Source organism: candidate division WOR-3 bacterium, assembly GCA_013177935.1.
In the GTDB taxonomy this organism is placed as follows: Bacteria; Hydrothermota; Tepidihabitantia; order Tepidihabitantales; family Tepidihabitantaceae; genus Tepidihabitans.
Window position 1 is genome coordinate 294,704 of record JABLXZ010000001.1, and the last position, 22,779, is coordinate 317,482.

General features: G+C 48.4%; 16 protein-coding genes and 2 tRNA genes. 16 read left to right on the top strand and 2 right to left on the bottom strand.

All coding sequences use genetic code 11. The features are described from left to right. The first annotated feature begins 23 nt into the window (after positions 1-23). The 14 genes from HPY86_01405 (at position 24) to HPY86_01470 (ending at position 18,044) form a co-directional block, all read left to right on the top strand. Positions 24-908 (top strand): phosphoribosylaminoimidazolesuccinocarboxamide synthase, encoded by an 885-nt coding sequence (locus HPY86_01405; GenBank protein NPV13575.1) that lies wholly within the window; start codon positions 24-26, stop codon positions 906-908. Then, entirely contained in the window at positions 909-1,931 is a 1,023-nt protein-coding gene (gene queA / locus HPY86_01410) for a tRNA preQ1(34) S-adenosylmethionine ribosyltransferase-isomerase QueA (protein ID NPV13576.1), read from the top strand. A gap of 53 nt (positions 1,932-1,984) precedes the next feature. Then, entirely contained in the window at positions 1,985-3,328 is a 1,344-nt protein-coding gene (locus HPY86_01415) for a UDP-N-acetylmuramoyl-tripeptide--D-alanyl-D-alanine ligase (protein ID NPV13577.1), read from the top strand. Next, the gene (accB, locus tag HPY86_01420) at positions 3,309-5,234 is read left to right on the top strand and encodes an acetyl-CoA carboxylase biotin carboxyl carrier protein (protein ID NPV13578.1); all 1,926 of its coding nucleotides are present in this window, start codon (positions 3,309-3,311) and stop codon (positions 5,232-5,234) included. Before HPY86_01415 ends, accB begins: the two co-directional genes overlap by 20 nt. Before the next feature lie 73 nt (positions 5,235-5,307). Then, positions 5,308-5,667, top strand: a complete 360-nt coding sequence (locus tag HPY86_01425) for a peptide chain release factor-like protein (GenBank protein NPV13579.1) — start codon at positions 5,308-5,310, stop codon at positions 5,665-5,667. Positions 5,668-5,782: 115 nt separating this feature from the next. Beyond that, positions 5,783-8,041: a T9SS type A sorting domain-containing protein gene (locus HPY86_01430; GenBank protein ID NPV13580.1), complete on the top strand. Its 2,259-nt coding sequence runs from the start codon at positions 5,783-5,785 to the stop codon at positions 8,039-8,041. A gap of 133 nt (positions 8,042-8,174) precedes the next feature. Next, positions 8,175-8,248, top strand: a tRNA-Arg gene (locus HPY86_01435). A gap of 9 nt (positions 8,249-8,257) precedes the next feature. Continuing rightward, positions 8,258-8,737: a tRNA adenosine(34) deaminase TadA gene (gene tadA, locus HPY86_01440; GenBank protein NPV13581.1), complete on the top strand. Its 480-nt coding sequence runs from the start codon at positions 8,258-8,260 to the stop codon at positions 8,735-8,737. A gap of 11 nt (positions 8,738-8,748) precedes the next feature. After that, a tRNA-Ser gene (locus HPY86_01445) sits at positions 8,749-8,836 on the top strand. A 179-nt stretch (positions 8,837-9,015) separates the two neighbouring features. Beyond that, positions 9,016-12,123, top strand: a complete 3,108-nt coding sequence (locus tag HPY86_01450; GenBank protein NPV13582.1) for a T9SS type A sorting domain-containing protein — start codon at positions 9,016-9,018, stop codon at positions 12,121-12,123. Continuing rightward, complete coding sequence (locus tag HPY86_01455; protein NPV13583.1) at positions 12,120-14,849, top strand: T9SS type A sorting domain-containing protein; 2,730 nt, start codon at positions 12,120-12,122, stop codon at positions 14,847-14,849. Before HPY86_01450 ends, HPY86_01455 begins: the two co-directional genes overlap by 4 nt. Positions 14,850-14,861: 12 nt before the next feature. Further along, positions 14,862-15,512: a hypothetical protein gene (locus HPY86_01460; protein NPV13584.1), complete on the top strand. Its 651-nt coding sequence runs from the start codon at positions 14,862-14,864 to the stop codon at positions 15,510-15,512. A gap of 4 nt (positions 15,513-15,516) precedes the next feature. Further along, on the top strand, positions 15,517-17,124 hold the full coding sequence (nadB, locus tag HPY86_01465) for an L-aspartate oxidase (GenBank protein NPV13585.1): 1,608 nt from the start codon (positions 15,517-15,519) through the stop codon (positions 17,122-17,124). A gap of 20 nt (positions 17,125-17,144) precedes the next feature. Beyond that, positions 17,145-18,044 (top strand): tyrosine recombinase XerD, encoded by a 900-nt coding sequence (locus HPY86_01470; GenBank protein ID NPV13586.1) that lies wholly within the window; start codon positions 17,145-17,147, stop codon positions 18,042-18,044. A gap of 10 nt (positions 18,045-18,054) precedes the next feature. On the opposite strand, the gene HPY86_01475 is transcribed toward HPY86_01470, so the two are convergent. Both HPY86_01475 and HPY86_01480 read right to left on the bottom strand, forming a co-directional pair. Beyond that, on the bottom strand, positions 18,055-19,053 hold the full coding sequence (locus HPY86_01475) for a phosphoribosylformylglycinamidine cyclo-ligase (GenBank protein ID NPV13587.1): 999 nt from the start codon (positions 19,051-19,053) through the stop codon (positions 18,055-18,057). 78 nt (positions 19,054-19,131) lie between these two features. Beyond that, a complete protein-coding gene (locus tag HPY86_01480; protein NPV13588.1) occupies positions 19,132-20,085 on the bottom strand; it encodes a GNAT family N-acetyltransferase in 954 nt (317 codons plus the stop codon). Positions 20,086-20,431: 346 nt separating this feature from the next. On the opposite strand from HPY86_01480, the gene HPY86_01485 reads away from it, so the two are divergent. Together HPY86_01485 and HPY86_01490 are read left to right on the top strand one after the other, a co-directional pair. Beyond that, positions 20,432-21,697: a YjgP/YjgQ family permease gene (locus tag HPY86_01485; protein NPV13589.1), complete on the top strand. Its 1,266-nt coding sequence runs from the start codon at positions 20,432-20,434 to the stop codon at positions 21,695-21,697. Further along, on the top strand, positions 21,694-22,779 hold the full coding sequence (locus tag HPY86_01490; protein NPV13590.1) for a YjgP/YjgQ family permease: 1,086 nt from the start codon (positions 21,694-21,696) through the stop codon (positions 22,777-22,779). The genes HPY86_01485 and HPY86_01490 overlap by 4 nt, the downstream gene beginning before the upstream one ends.

Sequence of the window (22,779 nt, forward strand, 5' to 3'; positions counted from 1 at the left end):
GTAATATAAAAGGAGGCAACTGAATGGTCTTAACACAAACCGATTTGAAAGGTATCAAAAAGGTTGCGCAGGGTAAGGTGCGCGACATCTACCAGGTGGGTGAACATCTTTTAATCGTGGCAACGGACCGATTGAGCGCCTTTGATGTCGTTCTACCGGACGGGATTCCTGACAAAGGCAGGGTGTTGAACCTGCTTTCGGTTTTCTGGTTCGAAAAGTTCGCAAGGCTTATTCACAACCATCTCATCAGTGCTAAAGTTGACGAGTTTCCCGCGGTGCTGGCGCCCCATCGCGAAGTAATAAAAGAACGGGCGATGCTCGTGTATCAGGCAAAACCGTTGCCGGTGGAGTGTGTAGTACGCGGGTATCTTGCCGGTAGCGGCTGGAATGATTACCAGAAAACCGGTGCGGTGTGCGGAATAAAACTACCCCCGGGGTTGCAACAGGCAGAGAAACTGCCCCAACCGATATTTACGCCATCAACCAAAAGTCATACCGGGCACGATGAAAATATATCTTTTGAGGAGATGAAAAGTCTTGTGGGTGAGGAGCTTGCTCAGAAGGTGCGCCGTATTTCAATTGAAATTTACGAGGAGGCAAGCGAATACGCCCGGCAAAAGGGAATTATCATTGCTGATACGAAGTTTGAGTTCGGAATTTACGATGGCAAGTTGATGTTGATTGATGAGGTGTTGACACCGGACTCTTCCCGTTTCTGGTCGGAAAAGGAGTACCGATTGGGAATTTCGCCCCCCAGTTTTGATAAACAGTTTGTCCGGGACTACTTAGACTCAACAGGTTGGAACCGACAGCCGCCCGCACCTCATTTGCCACCTGAGGTAATCGCGGGAACAACCGCCCGTTATCGGGAGGCGTACCGGATGCTCACGGGCAAAGAACTTGACTGAATGCGTATTGAAGAGTTTGATTACAATCTACCTGCAGAGTTGATTGCTCAGACTCCTGTTGAACCGCGTGATGCATCCAGGCTTCTGGTTTTGGACCGTAAGACAGGAGCCTTAGACGAAGCCCGTTTTTATGAAATCGGCAGGTGGCTTGTACCGGGTGATGTACTGGTGTTTAATGATACCCGGGTGATACCGGCAAGGATTTATGGTAAGTTACCTACCGGCGCAAAGGTTGAACTACTGCTGCTGCGACAGATTCAGGATGGGGTCTGGGAGGTTTTGAGCCGACCGGCGCGAAAAGCCCGAATCGGAACGGTGATTGAGTTTGATGGTTTCCAGGCAGAAATTGTCGAAAGAAAACCAGAAGGGGTAAGGGTGGTGCGATTTGAACCCGAGGACATCAGTCTGCTGTTACAAAAGAGTGGTGAGGTTGCATTGCCCCCATACATTAAAGAAAAGTGTCCTGACCCGGAACGGTACCAGACGATTTTTGCCCGGGTACCCGGTGCGGTTGCCGCACCAACAGCGGGTTTGCACTTCACGCCAGAACTTGTTAAGAATCTTTGTGCAAAAGGGTTGGAAGTTGCTGTAGTTACATTACATGCCAGTTTGGGCACTTTTCGTCCTGTGAAAGTGTCTGAGGTGGAAAAGCACCAGATGCACCTTGAGGAGTTTGAGATTTCTGAGGAGACGGCGGCGCGCATAAATCGGGCATTAAGCGAGCAGAGGCGCGTGGTCTGTGTTGGTACAACTACGGTACGGGTGCTCGAAAGTCAGGCAGAGTGGCACAATGGCAAAGTTGTGGTGAAGCCCGGAAAGGGCGAAACACACCTTTATATCTATCCAGGTTTTGAATGGAAGGTCACCGGTGCGCTAATTACCAACTTCCATCTGCCAAAATCGACCTTGCTACTTCTGGTATCGTCATTTGCCAGCCGGGAGATGATAATGAAGGCATATGAGTACGCAATTAATCACCGGTTCCGATTCTACAGTTTCGGCGATGCGATGCTGATTATTTAATTGTGGAGCCGTTAAAGATTAGCCAGATTGCGCAGGTGACCGGTGGTTCTTTAGTGCCAGAAAATTCAGAACCAATTGTGGCCGGGGTTTCGATTGATACCCGAACCATAAAGCCAGGTGAACTTTTTATTGCGCTCAAAGGCAAGCGGTTCGATGGCCATCAGTTTGTAGAAGAAGCGTTCTCTAAGGGCGCGGCGGCGGTTATGGTGGAAAAGGGACAGGCGCCAAAGCATAAAGGTGTTGTCGTTGCGGTGCCGGATACCAGAGTGGCATTGCTTTCTCTGGCTCAATGGTACCGGGAACAGTTAAAGGTTCGTGTGGTTGCAATAACCGGCTCGAACGGCAAAACGACTACTAAGGAGATGCTGGCAAAGATACTTGAGTCTCGATTTTCTGTGGTGAAGGCGCCGGCGAGTTACAACAATGACATCGGCGTGCCTTTGACAGTAATGGCGATGGATTCGAGAACTGATATCGCCATCTTCGAGATTGAGATGAATGAACTGGGCGGCACCTTGCGACTGGCAAAGGTGTGTCAACCGGAAATCGGTCTGGTTACCAACATTGGCGATACCCACTTGGAGTTTATGAAGGACCGTTCTGGTGTTGCGCAGGAAAAGGCAGAATTACTTGAGGCGCTGCCGGAAAATGGGGTGGCGGTTGTGAACTTTGATGACCCATTGGTGATGGAAATCGCAGACCAAATCGGCAGAAAAAAAAGGCTGAAACTATTGACTTTTGGTTTTAATCGAGGCGCCGATGTGTATGCTACTGATGTGGTCGTAACAGGGGTGAAAAGGACCCGTTTTCTTCTTGTCGGTAAATACCCGGTAGAACTACCGGTTTTAGGTCAGCACAACATCGCCAATCTGCTTGCGGCAAGTGCTGCGGCTAATGTGCTGGGTGTTTCGTTTTCCGAAATCGGCGAGGCGATTAAGGATTTCTGTCCGGCACCACAGCGGCTTGCGATTCGGAAACTCAATGGCGTACTTTTAATTGATGACTGTTTTAACGCCAACCCCCAATCAGTGGCGGCAGCGCTGGCGGTACTGGGGAGTATCGCACCCCCGGAAAAACGGGTGGCAATTCTGGCTGATATGTTAGAGCTGGGAGAGAAGTCCGAAGTACTGCATCGGGAAGTTGGTGTTCAGGCGGCTCGTTGTGTCAACCGGTTGGTGGTAATAGGTGAGAAGGCGCAATTTATCGCTGAGGCAGCGGTTTCTGCTGGACTAAAATTAGAGAACATCAAAAGCTATCAGACCGTCGCTGATGTCGGCCCTGACTTATTTGACTTTATCAAACCCAATGATACAATACTTGTCAAGGGTTCGAGAGCGATGGCTCTCGAAAATGTTGTAGAAAAGATTGTGAGGCATTATGGAGAAAAAACCGATTAGATTCACCGATACGACCTTGCGTGATGCCCATCAGTCGCTCTGGGCAACGCGGATGACACTGGAAGATATGCTTCCGGTTCTGGAAAAGTTTGATGCGGTTGGCTACTGGTCGCTGGAAATGTGGGGCGGAGCAACATTTGATGTTTGTCTCCGTTATTTAAATGAAGACCCCTGGGAAAGGTTGCGGGAGATTCGGAAACGAATTAAGAACACCAAACTGCAAATGCTTTTACGGGGGCAGAATGTCGTTGGGTATCGGAACTATCCGGACGATGTCCTTGAGGCTTTTGTCTTTAAAGCCGCGGAATGGGGTATTGATATCTTCCGGATATTTGATGCATTAAACGATGCCCGGAATTTAGAGAAGGCGATTGAGTTTGTTAAAAAGGCGGGGAAACATGCCCAGGGGACCCTTTGTTATGCGGTGAGCCCGGTCCATACCGTTGACTATTATCTTGCCCGGGCAAGTGAACAGAAAGAGATGGGGATTGACTCTATCTGCATTAAGGATATGGCGGGGATTCTGTCACCGCCTAAGGCGTTTGAACTGGTCAGCGCCCTTAAACAGGAACTCGGGCTCGAAGTTCAGGTACATTGCCACTCTTCCAGCGGGATGGCGGTTGCGACCTACTTCAAGGCGGTTGAAGCCGGTGCCGACATTATTGATACCGCCTCTGCACCACTTTCATTTTTTACCTCACAACCGGCGGTTGAAGCTCTGCTTGCCTGTTTTCAGGGGACGCAATGGGAGACCGAACTCAATCTTGAAGCGCTCGAAGCAATTGCCCAGCATTTTGAAAAACTAAATGCTAACAAGTGTATTCCCGGTACCAAGGTGATGGATTCGATGGTCATCACCCACCAGATTCCCGGTGGTATGGCATCAAACCTTCTCTCTCAGTTAAAGGAGCAAAAGGCAGAACATCGGTTGCCTGAGGTTCTTGAAGAGGTACCCAGGGTACGCGAAGATTTGGGTTATCCGCCGCTCGTTACACCAACCAGTCAGATTGTAGGTGTTCAGGCGGTGATGAATGTTTTGAGCGGTGAGCGCTATAAGGTTGTGCCGAAAGAGGTCCGGGACTATGTAAAAGGTCTTTATGGTAGGCCACCGGCACCAATCCGGGAAGCGGTGATGAAGAAAATTTTAGGGGATGAAAAACCGATTAAAGGAAGGCCTGCAGACCGGCTGGAACCGGGTATGCCACGGGCAAAGAAGGAGCTTTCTCGGGATTTGGTGGTTAAGGAGGAAGATTACATCTCCTATGCGATTTTTCCTGAGGTGGCACTGAAATTTTTCCAGTGGCGGAAAAATCCAACTCCTGTTCCAGAACCCAAACCGGCAGCAGCCGCAAAACCGCCAGCGGAGAAGCCTACCGTCCCGCAACCGCCGGAAGAGCCTGGTATTAGAAGGTTGCGCAGCTTGATGGAACTGGCAAGTGCTCATAGCGTAACTGAACTGGATTGGGAGTCGGGTACAGAAAAGGTGCGGATTAAGCGGGGTGGAACAACACCAGCAACCGTTCCGCAAACAGTATTACAAACGCCAGTTGTGGTTTCACCGCCGCCGGCACCTGTTAAAGAAGAGCCTCAGCCTGTTGCAACTCAACCGATTTCAGAAACAGCTCCAACTGTGCCCAGTGAACTGGCGCCGGCCAAGCCGGCAAAAACCGAAGAGATTGTTTCGCCGATGGTCGGTACGTTTTATTCGCGTGCTCGTCCCGAATCCGCACCGTTTGTGGAAAAAGGTGATGTTGTAGAACCGGGACAGACGCTCTGCATCGTTGAGGCGATGAAGCTGATGAATGAGATTCAGGCGGAGAAGAAGTGTCGGATTGTTGAAATACTGGTAAAGGATGGCGATTCGGTTGAATATGGTCAGCCCCTGATGATTGTTGAGCCGATTTAACCAGTTGGGTTGAGGAACAGATTTGAGTAGGTTCGGGGTAAGTGCTAAAAAAGAGGCAGAACTGGCGGAAAAGATGGCACGGCTGGGAATCCGGGAGGAAGATTTAATTGAGCGGTTTGTCCGTTCCCGCGGACCGGGTGGCCAAAATGTCAACAAGGTGGCAACCGGAGTTTATCTAAAACATCTGCCAAGCGGAATAGAGGTCAAGGTTACCAAAGAGCGTTCCCAGGCGTTGAACCGGTTTTGGGCGCGGCGAATTTTAGCCGAGAAGGTTGCCGCACAAATTCTGAAAATCGAAACGGAGCGGGAAAGAGAGATTGCCCGGATTCGGCGTCAGAAGCGCCGCCGTTCCAGAAGGGCAAAAGAAAAAATTTTGCGATTAAAACATCTTGTTGCCGAAAAAAAAGAGTTGCGCCAACCGCCGGGTGAGTAGCCGGATTTAATTGACCCGATTTGAATCCAGAGTTATAATTTTATGGTGAGCAGAGAGTGTAATAGACTGGTGAGTTTGTTAACCAATGGTTCCCAAAAGAGAAAAAGGAGTTAAAATGAAAAAGAATCGTGTCCCAGGTAGGGCTTTAAGCCTTATTTTTTGCCTTGCTGCCCTGGTAAGTTTTGTTCAGGCAAAGCAGTTGATTGTTCGAGTTGCGGCACCGGACTATCAAACAGTTTATCAACACATTCCCTTTAAGGGCACATCGATTGAGATTGCCGGTGCAATACCGGGCTCTTCTTATGACCTGCTTCTTGAAGAGGAGGACCTGAGCCTAGTGCTCAATTCCGGTTTAAAAAGCGAGATAATCGTCCCGGACCTTGAGGTACAAAAACTGCAAGCCCAGGAGTTTGGATTCTACTGCTCCTACGATTCACTGGTTTCAATTATGCGGTCCTGGGCGTCAAACTATCCTGGAATCTGCCGGTTTGACTCCATTGGCCAGACTCACGAAGGTCGCTGGATTTATGGGGTAAAGATTTCTGACAACCCGCAGGTTGAGGAAGATGAACCTGAGGTTTTGCTTGTTGCGATGCACCACGCCCGGGAATGGGCATCGCCACAGGCGGCGCGCTACTTCACAGACACCATTTTGCGTAACTACGCAACGAATACCGAGTTCCGTAACTTTGTTGACAATCATCAGGTTTGGGTTATTCCGATTTTGAATGTTGATGGCTATGTCTACGATTATCCGGCTCAGCGTTCCTGGCGCAAGAACCGTCAACCTTTTAGTTCGGCGATTGGCTCGGACCCGAATCGGAACTACAACGGTGCCTGTAACGGCTCAAGAATGGCTGACTGGGGTTCGCTGGTAGCCGGTTCAAGGACCTCCCACCGTCCTGCCGACGAAACCTTTATGGGTGGGTTCGGTGCCTGGGGAAAAGAGGTCGCAGCGTTGAGCTCGTTTTTTAAACAGCACACATTTGTTTGTGCGGTCTCTTTACACTCTTATTCAGAACTTGTGCTCTGGCCCTATGGCAACGGAGAAATACCCCCAGACAACACCACACTGATGAGTCTGGGGCAGGGTATTGCTCAACAGATGCAACGTCTATCTGGTGGCACCTATACGCCTGAACCGGCAAGCCAGCTTTATCCGACAAACGGTGGTGAAATTGACTGGATGTATGGTTGGGCACATTACATCGGCGGTTTCCCGTGTATGAGTTATGTTTTCGAAATTGGCACAACCTTTTACCAGTCAACAAGCCAGCTGGATGCGATTCAGCGCGAAGTTTTTAAAGGGCTCTGGTTTCTATACAGCCGCGCCGATTCAGTTATTCAGGCACTTGAAGGGATGGTACCACGACCAATTCTTGCACCGATGGATTCAAGCGCTACCGGAACTTTTGTCGTGCACTGGACACCAATCAGACCGGAACATAACCATCCGGACCGCTGGGAACTGGAGGAGTTGAGTGACCTTTCGGTTGTCGAAGATGGATTTGAAAGTGGCAGCAGCCGTTGGGTATTTCAGGGGGCATCGCTTTCCACGACCCAGAAGCGTTCCGGAAGTTACAGCGTTTATCTTGGTACCGGTAACAATATTGCCAATTATGCAATGACCGTAGACCCTTATCCGGTTCAAAGCGGTGACAGTTTGCGCTACTGGATTTGGTTCAACACCGAGAGCAATTACGATGTGGTTACCACCGAAGTTTCGCTTGAAGGTAAAGAGTGGATTCAGTTGCACGACCGTTATACCGGCAATTCGAACGGCTGGCTCTATAAGTCCTATTCACTCGAACCCTGGGCAGGAAAGTCGGTTTATATCCGGTTCCGCTATATGACTGATGATAATACGCTCAATGCCGGTGTTTATATTGACGATGTCTGGCCCGTACCCGGTTTTGCCAGTCGCCGGACCGTGGCTGACAATATAACCGATACAATGTATGAAGTTACCGTTACCCAAACCGGTCGGTACTGGTACCGGGTGCGAGGACACAACGCTGCGTGGGGCTGGGGTGATAAAGGTCCGCTCGAAGACATTGTTGTCACCGGCACCGGCATTGCCAGCGAGCCAACAGTGAAATACCAGACTTCACTTGCCATTGCTGGGGCAAATCCCAACGGTTCGGTTATTAATATCCGCTATTCCCTCGGTACATCTGGTCCGATTCGTCTTGAAATTTTTGATGCCCTGGGCAGGAAAGTGAATAAATTGGTCGATGGTGTTTCTGCGGCAGGAGAGTATCAGGTCTCCTGGAACGGTACCGACCGTACCGGTCGCAGAGTGCCAGCGGGCATCTATTTCTGCCGGTTGAGTGCGGAGCGGACGCTCACGGAACGAGTTGTGCTTACCCGGTAACAGTTGGTACCGCTAACGATTACTTAAACGGCTCCAATCGCATCGTTGGGAGTAATGTAAGAGAATGCCGGTACAACGCTTCGATATTCGGGCTTGACTTTCTGTATTGTAAATCTACAATAGATTTAAGAATGCGCCCGTAGCTCAACTGGATAGAGTGCCGGACTACGAATCCGTAGGTTGCGCGTTCGAATCGCGCCGGGCGCATGATATAGGATGTGGAATTTAGAAGAAGACGAAAGGTGGATGCGACTCGCCCTTGCCGAAGCACAACTGGGGCTTAAGGAGGGTGAAGTACCGGTGGGTTGTGTCGTGGTTAAAGAGGGTGTTATTATTGGGCGGGGCCATAATCGCGTGGAAACTCTTAAAGACCCAACCGCTCATGCCGAGATTCTGGCGTTGACTTCAGCCGCCACTACTCTTGGCAACTGGCGATTAACCGGGGCAACGGTTTACATAACTCTTGAGCCCTGCTTGATGTGCACCGGTGCGTTGATTCTGGCACGACCTAAACGGGTTGTATTTGGAGCCCGCGATGAGAAGTTTGGTTGTCTTGGTTCGCAATACGATATCGCCCGGGACAATAAGTTTAACCATCGCCTTGATGTAACCGAAGGGGTCCTGGCGAATGAAACGACACAACTTCTGAAAACCTTTTTTAAGAAAAGGCGCGAGGTAAAACGAGCGGCAAAGTAAAACAGTTTTGTGGAGAGATGGCCGAGTGGACGAAGGCGCGTGACTCGAAATCACGTATACCCTTTTCGGGTATCGGGGGTTCGAATCCCTCTCTCTCCGCTTTTGATTTGATAAAGTGAGGAACAGTGAAGAGAGTATCACTACCGGCGATTTTAGCCTTAATTTTTATTTGCTTTGAGTTCGGATTCGGGGGAAAAGTTACCTTAACAAGGCAACAATCAGTAAGAAGTAACCTTCAAATTGAGTTCAGCAAAAGGCTGATACCTTCTCAAACAATAATGCAGGACAGAACATCGCCGTTTCAGCGCTTTCGCTTCCAGCCAACCGGCAGTGATTTGGCTCGGATTGAAAGACTGCAGCAGGGCGGCGTTGATACGGTGCGGGTGCTATGTATACGGGTTGAGTTTGTTGAAGATACGACACCGCTAACCACAGGAAATGGCAAGTTTGACACCTTGGGATTTCTTTCACCGGACTCAGGACTCTTTTACGACCCACCCCATTTCAAACGGTACTTTGAAAGGTTGATGGAGGGGTTGCGAAACTACTACCTTGCCCAGTCTCAGGGCAGACTCTATATTGACTTTCGGGTTGTACCTGATGAAGAAAAGGCTGCCTATCAATTACCAAGAGAGATGATGTTTTATGGCGACACGGTTTCCTACGAAGGAATTGAGTTCGGGCTGGTGCGGTTGCTGCATGATGCGTTCAAAATTGCCGATGAAGATCCTTCAATAACCTTCAGTGATTATGACGAGTTCATCATTTTCCATGCAGGAAGTGGATTGCAATCAGACCTTGCCGCGGACAATAAGTTGGACAGTCCTTATGACCTGCTTGCAGGAGAAATCCCCCCGGGTGCGATTGAAGCGTATCTCGGTGTTCCATACATCCTTGTTGATTCGGGGAGGACCCGCATCGAACAGGCAACAGTTCTACCGGAAATGATGCGTCAGGACACCCTGACCGAAACGGGGGAGACTAACCTTGCTGGAATGGTGGGTTTGGCAGGAACTCTTGCGCACGAGTTTGCCCATCTTCTGGGCGCCTATGACCTTTACGATGTTACCGGTGTAACAATGGGGGTTGGGGCATGGAGTTTAATGGGCTATGGCGGATGGTTAGGAGATTATGGCGCTGGTGTACCACCCGGAATAATACCCGGTTTTCTTGACGCTTATAATCGGGTCAAACTGGGATTGGTTAATCCCACAGTAATTCAAACTCCTACCGATTCGGTTTTGGTATATGCAGCAGCAATTGACACTCAGCTTTTTTTATCGCGACCCGAATCGGTTTTTCCGGTGGTGGTCAAAGTGCCGATAAATGAATATGAGTACTTCTTGATTGAAAACCGGCAAACCGATGTACGAAAACCGGATACCATTATTGTTGATGTTGAAGATGGTGTAGTAATTTCTGTTGAGTCGAACGAATACGACTTTTTTCAGCCCGGGTCGGGCATTTTAATCTGGCACATTGATGAAAAAATCCTTGCTGACTACGGTCCCTACAATGCGGTCAATATCTTTCCGGAACACAAAGGTGTTGACCTTGAAGAGGGGGATGGGGTTCAGGATTTTGATGTGCCTTACTGGCAGACTTACAATTACCAGTACGAAGTCTACGGTTATAAATTTGATGCCTTTTCCAAGCAGGGTTATAATGACCGTTTTAGCGCCCACACCAATCCGAATAGCGATGGTTATAATGGAAAAACATTTATTGCGGTTGAAATTTTGGGGGAGAGAGACACAGTCAACCGACTGAAAGACACAGTGATTCCTTTGCGGATTAACTGGGAGCTTTATCAATCAGGTTTCCCCGTTGACCAGAATCGGGACTCACGGTTCCTTTCTTCATTTACGGCTGATATCGATGGGAATGGCATACAGGAGATTATTACCGCAGATAGCGCGGGTCAGATAAGCATCTGGGAACCTGATGGCAGAGGGTACCGGTTTCCTAATGGTAGTTTTGTTAACATCGGGACAGGTATCAGTGCTGATGTCGCGGTTGGCGATGTGGCACCGAATCCCGGACTTGAAGTCGTGGTCGCTGGAGAAGATGGCAGGGTCCGGATTTACGGAGCTAACGGTCAGTCCATTGCAACAGTGCGGACATTGGACCGGATAACTGCGGCTCCGGTACTGGTTGATATCGATGGCAACGGGTTAAAGGATGTTGTTGTCGGTTCTACCGATACGAAACTTTATGCCTGGAACTATCAGGGAACATCATTACCCGGATTTCCAGTACCCGTCGGTTCAGAAATCAGGGCACCGGTTGCGGTTACCGATACGATTCAGCCGAAAATTGTGCTTCTCACTGGAGACCATCGCCTTTATTTAATCAACCCGGATGGTTCAATTATTCCCAATTTCCCGGTTGTTTTTGGAGTTTCGTCGTTCTATGCAGTAAGTCAACCGATTGTTGCCGATTTTGACCGGGATAGTGTTATGGAAATTGCGGTTATCGCAGGGGGAGAGCACGATTATAAACTTTACATAGTGGAACAGGATGGCAGGATTGCATACCGTTCGGAAAAACAGATTGAACACCCATTTGCCGGACAACCGGCGGTCGCAGATTTGAACGGTGATGGCTATCTTGATATTGTTGCTGCTTCCCGATACAAAATCTACGCCTTCAACTTCAATGGTACTCTGGTCACAAACTTTCCATTTATTCAGGAATCGACCTACACTGTACAGGAACTGGCAGGAAACTGGATTATAACTTATGATGTACCTTTTAATTATACCTCATCGCCGGTTATCGCCGATTTGAACAACGACGATGTCTTAGATTTGATTATTGGCTCACCTCAATACGGGATTCTCGGGTATGATGGCAAAACAGGTAAAATGTTACCATTTTTCCCTTTGCAAACGACCGCTCCAGTTAGTGCCATTCCGCTGGTTGCCGATATTGACAAGGATGGTGTGATGGAAATCGTTGCCGGTTCGGACAACGGGGTCTTTTATGCATATAAAATTCCTGGTTCGGCTGATAAAGCCTTTTGGTCCTGCGCCAATTATGACCCCTGCCACACCGGCTTTGTTCCCCTTGCTAATTTGACCGTTTCTCCCCATCATTCAGAAAATCTTGTGCAATCATTTTATGTTTACCCCAACCCAGCTGGAGAAAAGGTGACGATTCGATATCGTCTGGGTTCTAATTCGGGTAAAGTCTGGTTGATGGTGCTTGATATGAGCGGAAAACCAGTAGTTGATGAGTTTGAAGGTCATGCAGTTCCTTTGCTCGACAACGAAGCACCTGTTGATTTAAGGAATATACCACCGGGTCTCTATGTGGTACGCTTGCGTATTGAAAACGGGCAGAGCGATATCATTCGTTTTGCTAAACTGGCGATTGTTCGATGATACTTTGCGCTCTTTTGCTTGGTTCGTTGCTTTTACCACCAGCAACTCAGAACTTCTTAACCCCCGAGCGAATGTTAATTGAACGCAACCTTGAGAATCCCAGGCCTTTACCTGTTGGTTCTTTGCCCAATCGCAGCGGAAGAGTAACTTATTCAAAAGGAGTAGGTGTCGACAGCGTTATCAAAACCGATTTTGTGTGTAATGACGATACCAGTGGCGGATGTAAACACATCAGTCCAGAGGTGGCGATTGGCACCAATGGGAACTTTGTTGTTGTCTGGTGTGATTTTCGGGATGGGGATGCTGATGTCTGGTTCCAGCGCTTTGACGCTGCAGGGGAACGAATTGGGGTTAACGAACGAATAAACTCCGATGTCACTTTGGGCTGGCAGGGTGACCCGGCAGTAGCAATGGGACCAGAAAACGGCTGGACATTTTCCTGGGAGGACCGAAGGGAGATTGGAAATTCCGATGTATTTGCTCAACGATTTGACTCGGTGGGTAACCGCCTTGGTGATAACTTTCGGGTAAGTGATTCTGGTGTGCCCGGTGACCAGAGTATCTCGGCTATTTATACAGCGGCTGACGGGACAACATTAATTACTTGGGATGACCGTCGATATGGTCTAACCGGGGATATTTTTGCCCAGTTTTATAACCCTGATGGTTCACCCCTAGGCGGTAATTTTCGGGTCAATGATGACCCAATCGGGTATGGCAATCAATACGAACCTGATGTCAGTGGCGACGACTCAAACCGGTTCGTTGTCGTCTGGATGGATGGCCGAAGGGGCAGCTGGGATATCTTCTTTCAACGGTTTGATAGAACTGGCAATCGGCTGGGTAACAATGTGCTGGTGACACCGGATGACAGCACCCAATGGACACCCAAGATTTCCTGTGCGTCAAGCGGCTGGTTTATAGTAACCTGGGACGACCGTAGAAGAGCGAATTGGGATGTCTATGCTCAGATGTACAGTTCTGATGGAACACCGCTTGGTTCTAATTTTCGGGTGAATGCTGATGCCGGTAGCACCGACCAGTACGGCGGCGTCTGTGCGATAAATAACCTTGGAGAGTTTATCGTTGTCTGGACCGACACAAGAAACGGCAACGAAGATATCTATTGCCAGAGGTTTGACGCCAGCGGCAACAGAATAGGTGTTGAGTTTAAGGTAAACGACGACATCGGTTCTACAGCCCAAAATGCGCCCGCGGTTGTTGCCAGTCAGGATGGAGGCTACTGGATTTTCTGGAGTGACTCCCGCAATGGCAATTTTGACATCTATGCTCAGCATCTGGACCGCAATGGTTTACCGCGAGGCACAAACTTCCGGGTCAATGACGATTATGCCAGTGCTCACCAACGGTGTTCTTCAATCGGAATGGAACGAAAAGGAAACATTGTCATTGCCTGGGAGGATGAAAGGGGAACTTCCTGTGATATCTATCGGACGGTGCTTGATTCTTCGGGAAACGAACTTGCTTCCAATCTTCGGTTGAATGAGGATGCCGGCGGTGCCGCCCAGTATTATCCAAGTGTTGCCGGTGGAAATCGTAAGTTTATCGTTGCCTGGTTTGACAATCGTGTTGATGGCGACATTTACGCTCAGTTTCTGGACTTTTCCGGACAGAAGCTGGGTGGTAATTTCCGTGTCAATTCCGATGTTGGCAACAATTTCCAGTGGTATCCATATTGTGCGATGGATTCGTTCAATCGTGCCATTGTTGTCTGGATGGACTATCGGGAAAGACAGTACCGGATTTATGCCCGTCGCTACGACGAATCTGGCAATCCGGTTGGTGAAGAGTTTTCAGTAGCCGATACGGCGGCGGAAGGTGCCTATGCGAGCGTGGCGATGAATTCAAACGGTTACTGGGTTGTATCCTGGATGGATAACCGTGATGGGGATTACAATATTTACTGCCAGTTGTTCCGAAACGACGGTTCAAGAATCGGCAGGAATATCAGGGTTAACACCGATGCGGGTACGGTATATCAGGGCTACCCTTCGTGTGCGATTGCCGAAGACGGCACGATTGCCATTACCTGGGAGGATACCAGAAATGGCTATTACGATGTTTATATTCAGTGGCTGGATTCGCTGGGCAATCGACTTGGCGAGAACGAGCGGGTTAATGATAACCCTGGCGGTAGCGACTGCTATTCACCCAGTTGTGCTTTTGACCGGTCAGGAAAGTTGGTTGTTTTATTTAACGACGAACGGGAAATTGCCGGTAATCCCCAGATTTACTGCCAGCGGTTTCGTGCCGATAGAACCCGCATCGGCGCCAACGCCAAGATTAATGAACCAAACTACTTTCCTAAAAACACCCACTGGACTGTGGGACAGAGCGTTGCTGCCAATAGCTCAGTTATTGCCTGGACCTGGACCGACAACCGACGCCATCTGGGCTGGGACATCTATGCCAAATTGACCGATTGGAATTTAATCGGCGTAGAAGAAATACACCAAAGCAAGCCGACAGCAGGCACTTCAAGAGTTGTTTTTCCCACTATCGTGACCAACCAGAAACGGTTCATGAGTGAGGTTCCGGCAGGTGCAATACTCCAAATTTATGATGCTGCGGGCCGTCAATATGAAGGCAAACGTGTGCTTGCGGATAAAGCATCATTTGACTTCAGTTCATTAAAGCCCGGAGTGTATTTTTTGAGGATAAGGCAGGAAAAAGAAGCAGAGGTTAGAAAATTTATTGTTCAGTAGTTAGGAGGAGTGATGAGTTTTATTATTGCAATTATCGTAAGTTTGACTCCGACCCCGGAAAAACCAAAAGCAAACCTATCAACCGGTAAAGCGGCGCTTGCTTCGGCGATTTTGCCGGGAACCGGACAACTAATTTCCGGAGTACGTACTCGAGGAGAGGCGATGCTCTGGGCAGATGGTGTTATGTGGCTCGGTTGGGCGGGTTTTTCCTGGTACAGAACAAGTAAAGAAGCGGATGCTCGCTTGATTGCCAGCAGATTTGCCGGTGCGGACATTACCATTAAAGACCCTAACTATTACCGGGCGCTTGAACGCTACAAAAGCAGTACCGAGTACAACGAAGATATCCGGCGCGTGGCGAGGGAACTTTATCCTGACGACCCTGATGCCCAGCGCCGTTATTATGAAAGCCGGGGCTATTTTGGCGAGCAGGAGTGGAACTGGAGTTCGGATTCTATCCGAATTTACTCCTACTGGCAGACAAGGCGGGCAGCGCGTGCGGCGGGAATGACGGTAAGTTTCTTAGCCGCTGGTTTGGTGCTGAATCGTTTGATAAGCGCATTTGACTGTCTTTTTTTTCTGCCCGAAAAACCTTTAAGCAAGAGGGTTGAAATTAAGCCCGCAACTGGCCAGTTAGGAATTGCTCTTGGCTGGCGTTTTTAGTCTGATGTACGATATAACGCGAGTTGATTACTTAGTAATCGGTTCGGGTATTGCCGGTTTATGGTTCGCCTGGAAGGTTGGCGACAAGGGCAAAGTTCTGATAGTTACCAAAAAGGACAGCGCCGAATCCAATACCAATTATGCGCAAGGAGGCATCGCCGCGGCAGTTGCGCAAGATGACAATCCACGGCTCCATTACGAGGATACGATGCGAGTAGGCGCCGGGTTAGCACACCCGGAAATTGTCCAGATGGTTACCGAAGCCGGTCCGCGTTTGGTTCGGGAGTTGTGGGCATTGGGAATAAAATTTTCGACACTGGAACAAAATCATGGTGAACTGAAGTTTGAGTTAGGTCAAGAAGGCGGACACCGCCGCCGGCGAATTGTTCATGCCCGCGATGCAACTGGCGCCGAGATTGAGCGGGGGTTACTTCAAGCGGTGCGCTCCCATCCTGATGTCACAATCTGGGAGGAACATTTTACCGTTGACCTTATTGTTGACGACACGGGTGCCTGTCGCGGGGCGTTTATCCTCGACAAATCGTCCGGAGTTGTAAAAACTGTTTTTGCAAAAGTTTGTTTACTTGCGACCGGTGGTATTGGCCAGGTGTATCGACACACAACCAATCCGGCAATTGCAACGGGTGATGGTATTGCAATGGCTTTTCGTGCCGGGGCAAAAATAGCAAATATGGAGTTTATTCAGTTTCACCCCACAACCCTTTTTGGTTCTCGAATTGATGACCGGGTTTTTCTGATTTCCGAAGCGGTCCGCGGGGAAGGCGCGGTTCTGCGTACCAAAGATGGGAAAGAGTTTATGTCTGCTTACCATCCGGATGGCTCACTGGCACCCCGTGATGTTGTTGCTCGAGCGATTGCGGCAGAACTGTCGCGGCGGGGTGACGACTTTGTTTTACTTGATTGTACTTCAATTCCAGCAGAAAAGTTGGTAACCCGTTTCCCGACGATTTACCAGACCTGTTTGAGACTCGGTATTGATATTACCCGGGAGCCGATTCCGGTTGTGCCTGCGGCTCATTATGTTTGCGGCGGTGTCCAGATAAACTCCTGGGCAGAAACTTCTATTAAAAACCTGTTTGCCGCTGGTGAATGTGCCTGCAGCGGTTTGCACGGCGCCAATCGACTGGCTTCCAATTCACTACTTGAGGCGTTAGTATTTGCTGAAAGAGCAGCAGTTCGGGCAAAAGAAGTTACGGAGTTAAAAATGGGCAGTGAATTTTTACCAGCGGCTTTTTTAAATGGCGAAAACAGAAAAATCCAGGAAAGCGAAACAATCGTTAATCGGTTGCGTGACACGATGTGGCGTAATGCCGGTATCGTCCGTACCGATGCCGGCCTTGCTGAAGCAGAAACAGAATTGACGAAACTGATTAACAGAACTGCCGAATTTATCGGGGGTGGCACACGAACTGTTGATATCCTTGAACTGAAAAATATGCTTACGGTGTCCTGTCTTATCGTTACCTGTGCCCGGCGGCGCCTTGAATCCCGCGGCTTACATTACAACCAGGACCACCCGTTACCGGATGAAAGGTTTGAAAAAGATACGGTTGTTTCCCGGGAAGATTTAAACACCTTTTTTCAAATTTGAAAGGGAAGAGTCCGGGCAAAATTAGGGAGTTAGTTTCATCAACCCTTGAGCGTTTTAGTCATTACCTTTTGGTTGAGAGGGGTGTAACAAAAGTTTCGGCTGACTGTTATCTTGCCGATATTAAACAGTTGTATGCGTTCAAACCAGAGATTGCCAAAAATCCTGAATTGATAAACTCGAAACTGTTGCGACAATTTGTTCAGACTTTGTCCGACTGCGGTATTGCAACATCCACATTTGCTCGTAAGTTGAGTTCACTGCGTGTGTTTGGAGCGTTTCTTGAAGCGGAGTATAACTTGCCGGACCCGGCACAGGAGTTGAAGTTGCCCCGGCCGAAGCGCCGGCTGCCAGAAACCTTAAGTCAAAATGAAGTATCGTGTTTGATCGAAGGCACGGTTAAGGCTCCGGACCGGTTCTGGGCACTTCGGGCAAGGGCGATGCTGGAAGTGGCTTATGGTGCAGGATTAAGAGTATCAGAACTGTTAAATTTAAAAACGAGCGATATCGATATGAGCGAGAGGTTTGTTCGCATTTTTGGCAAAAGGTCTAAGGAGCGACTGGTGCCATTGGGCACACCGGCTTTGCAGGCGGTTAAAGATTATCTGGCGCTGGCACGCGAACATTATGCCCGGGGTAAAAGCACGCCTTATCTTTTTCTCAATCGGAGGGGCGGCAGATTGAGTAGAATGGGGTTCTGGAAGATTCTTAAGCAGTGTGCCCGTCTTGCTGGTATCGAACGACGCATTACACCTCATATTCTGCGTCACTCATTTGCAACTCACCTGCTGGAAGGAGGCGCTGACTTACGGGTTGTGCAGGAGATGCTGGGCCATTCCAGTATTGTAACGACCCAGATTTACACCCATATTGACCGAACTTATCTGCGGGAGGTTTATAAAACCTTCCATCCCCGGGGGTGATTTTCAGTGTTTATATCACCGCTACTGCAAATGTGCCGCGGACAATTTTACCGATTACCCTTGCACCAGGGATACGACGTCGCATTGTCGCCGCTTTATCCGGGGCAACAAAGAGTACCATGCCGATCCCCATATTGAAAGTCCGATACATCTCCTCATCCGGAACCGCACCCAATTTCTGGATTAACTGAAATATTGGGGGAGGGCGCCAGGTCGATTTTTTGATGATACATGAGGTTTCCGGCGGTAATAGCCGGCTTATGTTGTCGTAGAACCCACCGCCCGTGATATGAGCAACTGCTTTGACCTGGTTAAGAAGCGGATAGACCAACTTAAAATAAGACCGATGAGGCCGGAGCAGTTCTTTGCCCAGAGTGTACTTAAGTCCCTGAACTTTGGAATGTACCGTTAAACGATTTAACTTAAAAAGGACCTTGCGGGCAAGCGAGTAGCCATTGGTGTGGAGACCGTTGGAGGGAATCCCAATTGCAACATCACCGGGTTTCAATTTTTGGGCATCAACGATCTGGTCCTGCTCCACAATGCCGACGATGAATCCCACAAGGTCAAAATCTCCGTTTCGGTAAATATCGGGCATCATCGCGGTTTCGCCACCTACCAGGGCGCAGCCATTTTGCCGGCAGGCATTGGCTAAACCTTTTATCAGGTCAAGCAACTGGTTACTGGAGAGGTCGGAATGGGCTATGTAATCAAGGAAGAACAACGGTTTTGCGCCGAGGGTGAGGATATCATTTACACAATGGTTAACGATGTCGATACCAACGGTGTTAAATATGCCCATTTCCCGGGCGATGAGTACCTTTGTTCCCACGCTATCGCAACTGGCAACAAGGACCGGTTTTTGTTTCCGGGGGATTTTGAATAATGAACCAAACAGCCCTACTTCGGAAATGACCTCAGGCAAATATGTTTTTCTGACTATCCGGCCAATTTCTTTTTTGACAGCATTCATCCGTTCGATATCAACACCAGCATCACGGTATAACATAGGTTAATTTAGCAAATGTTACGCTTTGGGTCAACAGGGTAATTTGCTTCTGATATGAACAAAACGGAAACAAGGTGCTTAAATTTGCCGGATGAAAAAATTGTAGGTGCGGAGCGGGTCCGGACGGAATTTTAACCGCCAGTAGAGTGAAATCACAGAATTGCTGCTGAATGCCGCGATTAATGCAACGCGGGCATTTTGTTTTTTAATCCAGTGCAGTGCCGAAAGAAGTAGGGCGGTGCCGATTCCCTTACGGCGCATACGCGGAACAACCCCGACTTCGGCAATGTCGTAGCTCTTTTCTCCGGGGCGGTTTGTTCCCGAGAAAATTACCAGATACCCAGCAGGTTTATCTTCCTGCCAGGCAATCATAAATTGTTCGTTTTTAAATTCCGGGTTTCCCATTTCAATATCGAGATGGGATTCGTGGATATGCTCACCTTGATTTAGCGGGTCGTCGAACGCTTCCATGCCCAGGGAGTGAATTAAACCTTTTTCATCGGGGAGATGGGCAGGACGGATTACGATTCCCGGGGGAAGCTTAATTTCATCTAATGATTCAAGAGTATGCCGAAAACCAAGCATTGAAACCGGATGTTTTTGAAATCCGAGTTGGTAAATTATTGGTGGATGGATATAGTCAACGCTTCGATAGAATATTAAAGCCTCAGATATTCTGAAGCGATGTGCCAGGCCCTGGGCGATTTTAAAAAGTTCGTCAGTAAGTATTTTATATTTGCCTCTTTCCCGTGCTTCTGGACCCAGAAAAAGTCCCATATTGATTACATTGCGGCAGTGCCAAGCTTGATACCTTGCCCAACCGTAACCTATAATCAGTTTGTTCTGTTCAAGAACCAGACCGGCACCATCTTGCAACCAGGGGGTTTCGAAAAGTCTTATCATGGCATCGACCGAGTAAAGCGGCTCAGTGCCCATTTCCGCGTAAATTCGGTCTGTTAATATACCTACTTGATAGGCATCACTTTTCTCTATGGGTCGAATTTTCAGGGAAGATGCATCATTCACATTCATTAATTGCGCCCTTTTGGTTAAAATATAATATCTATAATAATTCTGTCAATGATTTACACTGATATTGGCAACTATATTGAATGTGAGTAAATTAATAAAGTGGCGGTTAATTTTTATTGTTCTGCGGTTGGGCTTAAACATCTGCTGGTCAGTATACTTTAAAGTATACTTGATGGCAGAACGGAATTTTTAAATAAGGCTATGAAATTTAAAGGGGTTACCAGTTTTGCAACAATTTTCCATACCCAACCCCGGGGTAGTCTAAGGGATGGTAACGGAAATTATTGTCCGTTCTCCTGTTTGTACTGAACCTTGACTTAAAATAGGTACTGAATATGATAGTTAAATGAGGATTTTTGAGCGGGAGACCTTCCGGCAAATAATTCCTTCTTTTGTATTTGCGATTGTCGTCTTATCCTTTATTTTGCTTATGGACCGGCTTTTTCTTCTTGCCGACTTATTGGTGCGTAAAGGGGTTGCGGTAAAAATCATCGGTGAAATAATGTTTCTCTCACTCCCTTTTGTAATCAGCATCAGCACTCCTCTGGCAATCCTGATTGGGGGCGTAATTACCTTTGGCCGAATGGCGCAGGATAATGAAATCACCGCGATTCGTGCGGCGGGAATCCCCACCTGGCGGATTTTTGTTCCGGCACTGGTTTTTGGGGCGGTTTTAATGCCGTTTATGGCATTTTTTAATGGGTTCGTACTTCCTGAGTCGCAATACCAGGTTCGGGGGCTTTTGACCGATATCGCCCGGAAAAAACCGTCCCTGCGTATTCAGGAACGAGTATTCCTTGATGACTTTCCAGGATATATGGTGTATATCGGCGTAATAGATGAGAGGCGCTCGGAAGTTTCCAATGTGGTGATTTTTGAAAAGTCAAAGGGAAAGGGGGTGCCATCATTTGTCACGGCACCAAGAGGTAAAATTGATTATACACCCGATGACCGGTATATGATTCTTTCTCTTTACGATGGAGAAATACACGAACTGACAACGAACGGTAATTACCGGCGTCTGGATTTTCAGCAACATACGATAAACATACTGATGGACGACGAGTTAATTCGAAGAAATCGGGAATATCGGGGTGATGACGAGAAGCGCCTGTTCCAGTTACTAACCGTGGTCAAGGAAAACAAAAAGGCGGTACAGGAGTTAAAGCGTCAACTTGACTCACTGGCGGCCAAGAATTCAGACAACGAGGCGTTACAGTTCAAACGCGACGAACTGAGAACCCAGCTGCGCTACAAAAATACTGAACTGGCGCGGTCCCTGACCGAAGTACACAAACGGTTTTCCCTTGCCTTTTCGGCGTTTTTTTTCCTCCTGTTCGGGGCACCGCTGGGAGTGGTGTTACGGCGGGGTGGGGTCGGCACCGGATTTATCGTTGGCTTGATATTCTTTGCGGTTTATTATGTTGTTCTCCTCGGTGGGGAAAACTTTGCTGAGGGCGGTCGGATATCACCCTTTTTAGGAATGTGGCTGCCTAACATCTTACTCGTTGTTCCGGTGGCAGAGTTGATGGCACGAGCGTTCTTTGAGGTTTCTCTGGGCGAGAAAATAATAAACCTTCTGGGTTTGGGAAGCGGTGCCGGCGCAAGATGAAGATAATTTATCGTCATCTATTTTACGAACTTATCAAGTTTACCCTGCTGGCACTTCTGAGCGTGGTAACAATATATCTCTTAATCGACCTTTTTGAAGAACTCAGTTATTTCACCAGCCGCAATGTTGCACTGCCTGTGGTCCTCCGTTACTATTTTTATAGCCTGCCCACAGCAATAGCGCTTTTGTATCCGGTGAGTCTTGTTTTAGCGGTATTCGTCGTGTATGGCCAGATGACCCGTTACAACGAAATTGCCGCTTTAAAAAGTGCCGGGGTAATAATTTATCGCCTTTTTATACCGGCGATAGTTATCGGCGCGTTAACCGGGATGTTGTATCTGGTGGGTAATGAGTTGATAACAGTACCTTTTAACCGTTATCTCAGTGATTTACGGCGCTACGTGATTGAAAAACGGTCGGTGCCGGTTGAGCAGCGCACTGTTGATGTCTATCGAGTTGATGGCAACCGGGTACTATGGATTCGGGAGTGGCAAAAGACAAAAGAAAAATCGACCTTACACAATTTTTTGCTTCTGGAACTGAATAAAGAACGGCGCGTAGTAACGCGGGTTGACGGTGAAACAGCAACTTTGGGCAACAGTGGTTGGGTAGGAGACAATATTGTGCTTCGGCAATTTTCGGCCCAAGGCGAAGAAAAATTTCAGCGACTAAAGCGCGTCGCACTTACTATGTTCAACTTTTCTCCTGATGAGTGGTTGATGCCAATGCGTCCGATTGAGGAAACATCAACGCCATTTTTAAGGCGCTATATTGCCAAAATGAAAAGGGCAGGGGAAAATGTTGCGCGGGAAGAGGTTGAATACCATTATCGATTTTCTTATGCCCTGATTGGTTTAATCGTGACCGTTTTAGGACTGCCCCTTGCGGTAAAACTGCGCCGGGGCGGGGTTATGTTGGGCTTGGGCTTGGGGTTGCTTTTTTCTTTTTTATACTGGGGTGCAATTCAGATTTGCCGGGCGTTCGGTTATGCTCATATCATAAGTCCGGTGCTTTCTGCCTGGCTACCGAATATCGTTTTTGGCATTAGTGGCGTAATACTGTTATTAAAAGCCGAAAGATAG

Bases quoted from the DNA above. Each gene is read 5' to 3' on its own strand.
- HPY86_01455 (NPV13583.1), top strand. From the start codon at position 12,120: ATGATACTTTGCGCTCTTTTGCTTGGTTCGTTGCTTTTACCACCAGCA.
- HPY86_01490 (NPV13590.1), top strand. From the start codon at position 21,694: ATGAAGATAATTTATCGTCATCTATTTTACGAACTTATCAAGTTTACC.
- tadA (NPV13581.1), top strand. From the start codon at position 8,258: ATGTGGAATTTAGAAGAAGACGAAAGGTGGATGCGACTCGCCCTTGCC.
- HPY86_01405 (NPV13575.1), top strand. From the start codon at position 24: ATGGTCTTAACACAAACCGATTTGAAAGGTATCAAAAAGGTTGCGCAG.
- HPY86_01460 (NPV13584.1), top strand. From the start codon at position 14,862: ATGAGTTTTATTATTGCAATTATCGTAAGTTTGACTCCGACCCCGGAA.
- HPY86_01475 (NPV13587.1), bottom strand. From the start codon at position 19,053: ATGTTATACCGTGATGCTGGTGTTGATATCGAACGGATGAATGCTGTC.
- HPY86_01425 (NPV13579.1), top strand. From the start codon at position 5,308: ATGGCACGGCTGGGAATCCGGGAGGAAGATTTAATTGAGCGGTTTGTC.
- accB (NPV13578.1), top strand. From the start codon at position 3,309: ATGGAGAAAAAACCGATTAGATTCACCGATACGACCTTGCGTGATGCC.
- HPY86_01450 (NPV13582.1), top strand. From the start codon at position 9,016: ATGCAGGACAGAACATCGCCGTTTCAGCGCTTTCGCTTCCAGCCAACC.
- nadB (NPV13585.1), top strand. From the start codon at position 15,517: ATGTACGATATAACGCGAGTTGATTACTTAGTAATCGGTTCGGGTATT.
- queA (NPV13576.1), top strand. From the start codon at position 909: ATGCGTATTGAAGAGTTTGATTACAATCTACCTGCAGAGTTGATTGCT.
- HPY86_01480 (NPV13588.1), bottom strand. From the start codon at position 20,085: ATGAATGTGAATGATGCATCTTCCCTGAAAATTCGACCCATAGAGAAA.
- HPY86_01485 (NPV13589.1), top strand. From the start codon at position 20,432: ATGAGGATTTTTGAGCGGGAGACCTTCCGGCAAATAATTCCTTCTTTT.
- HPY86_01430 (NPV13580.1), top strand. From the start codon at position 5,783: ATGAAAAAGAATCGTGTCCCAGGTAGGGCTTTAAGCCTTATTTTTTGC.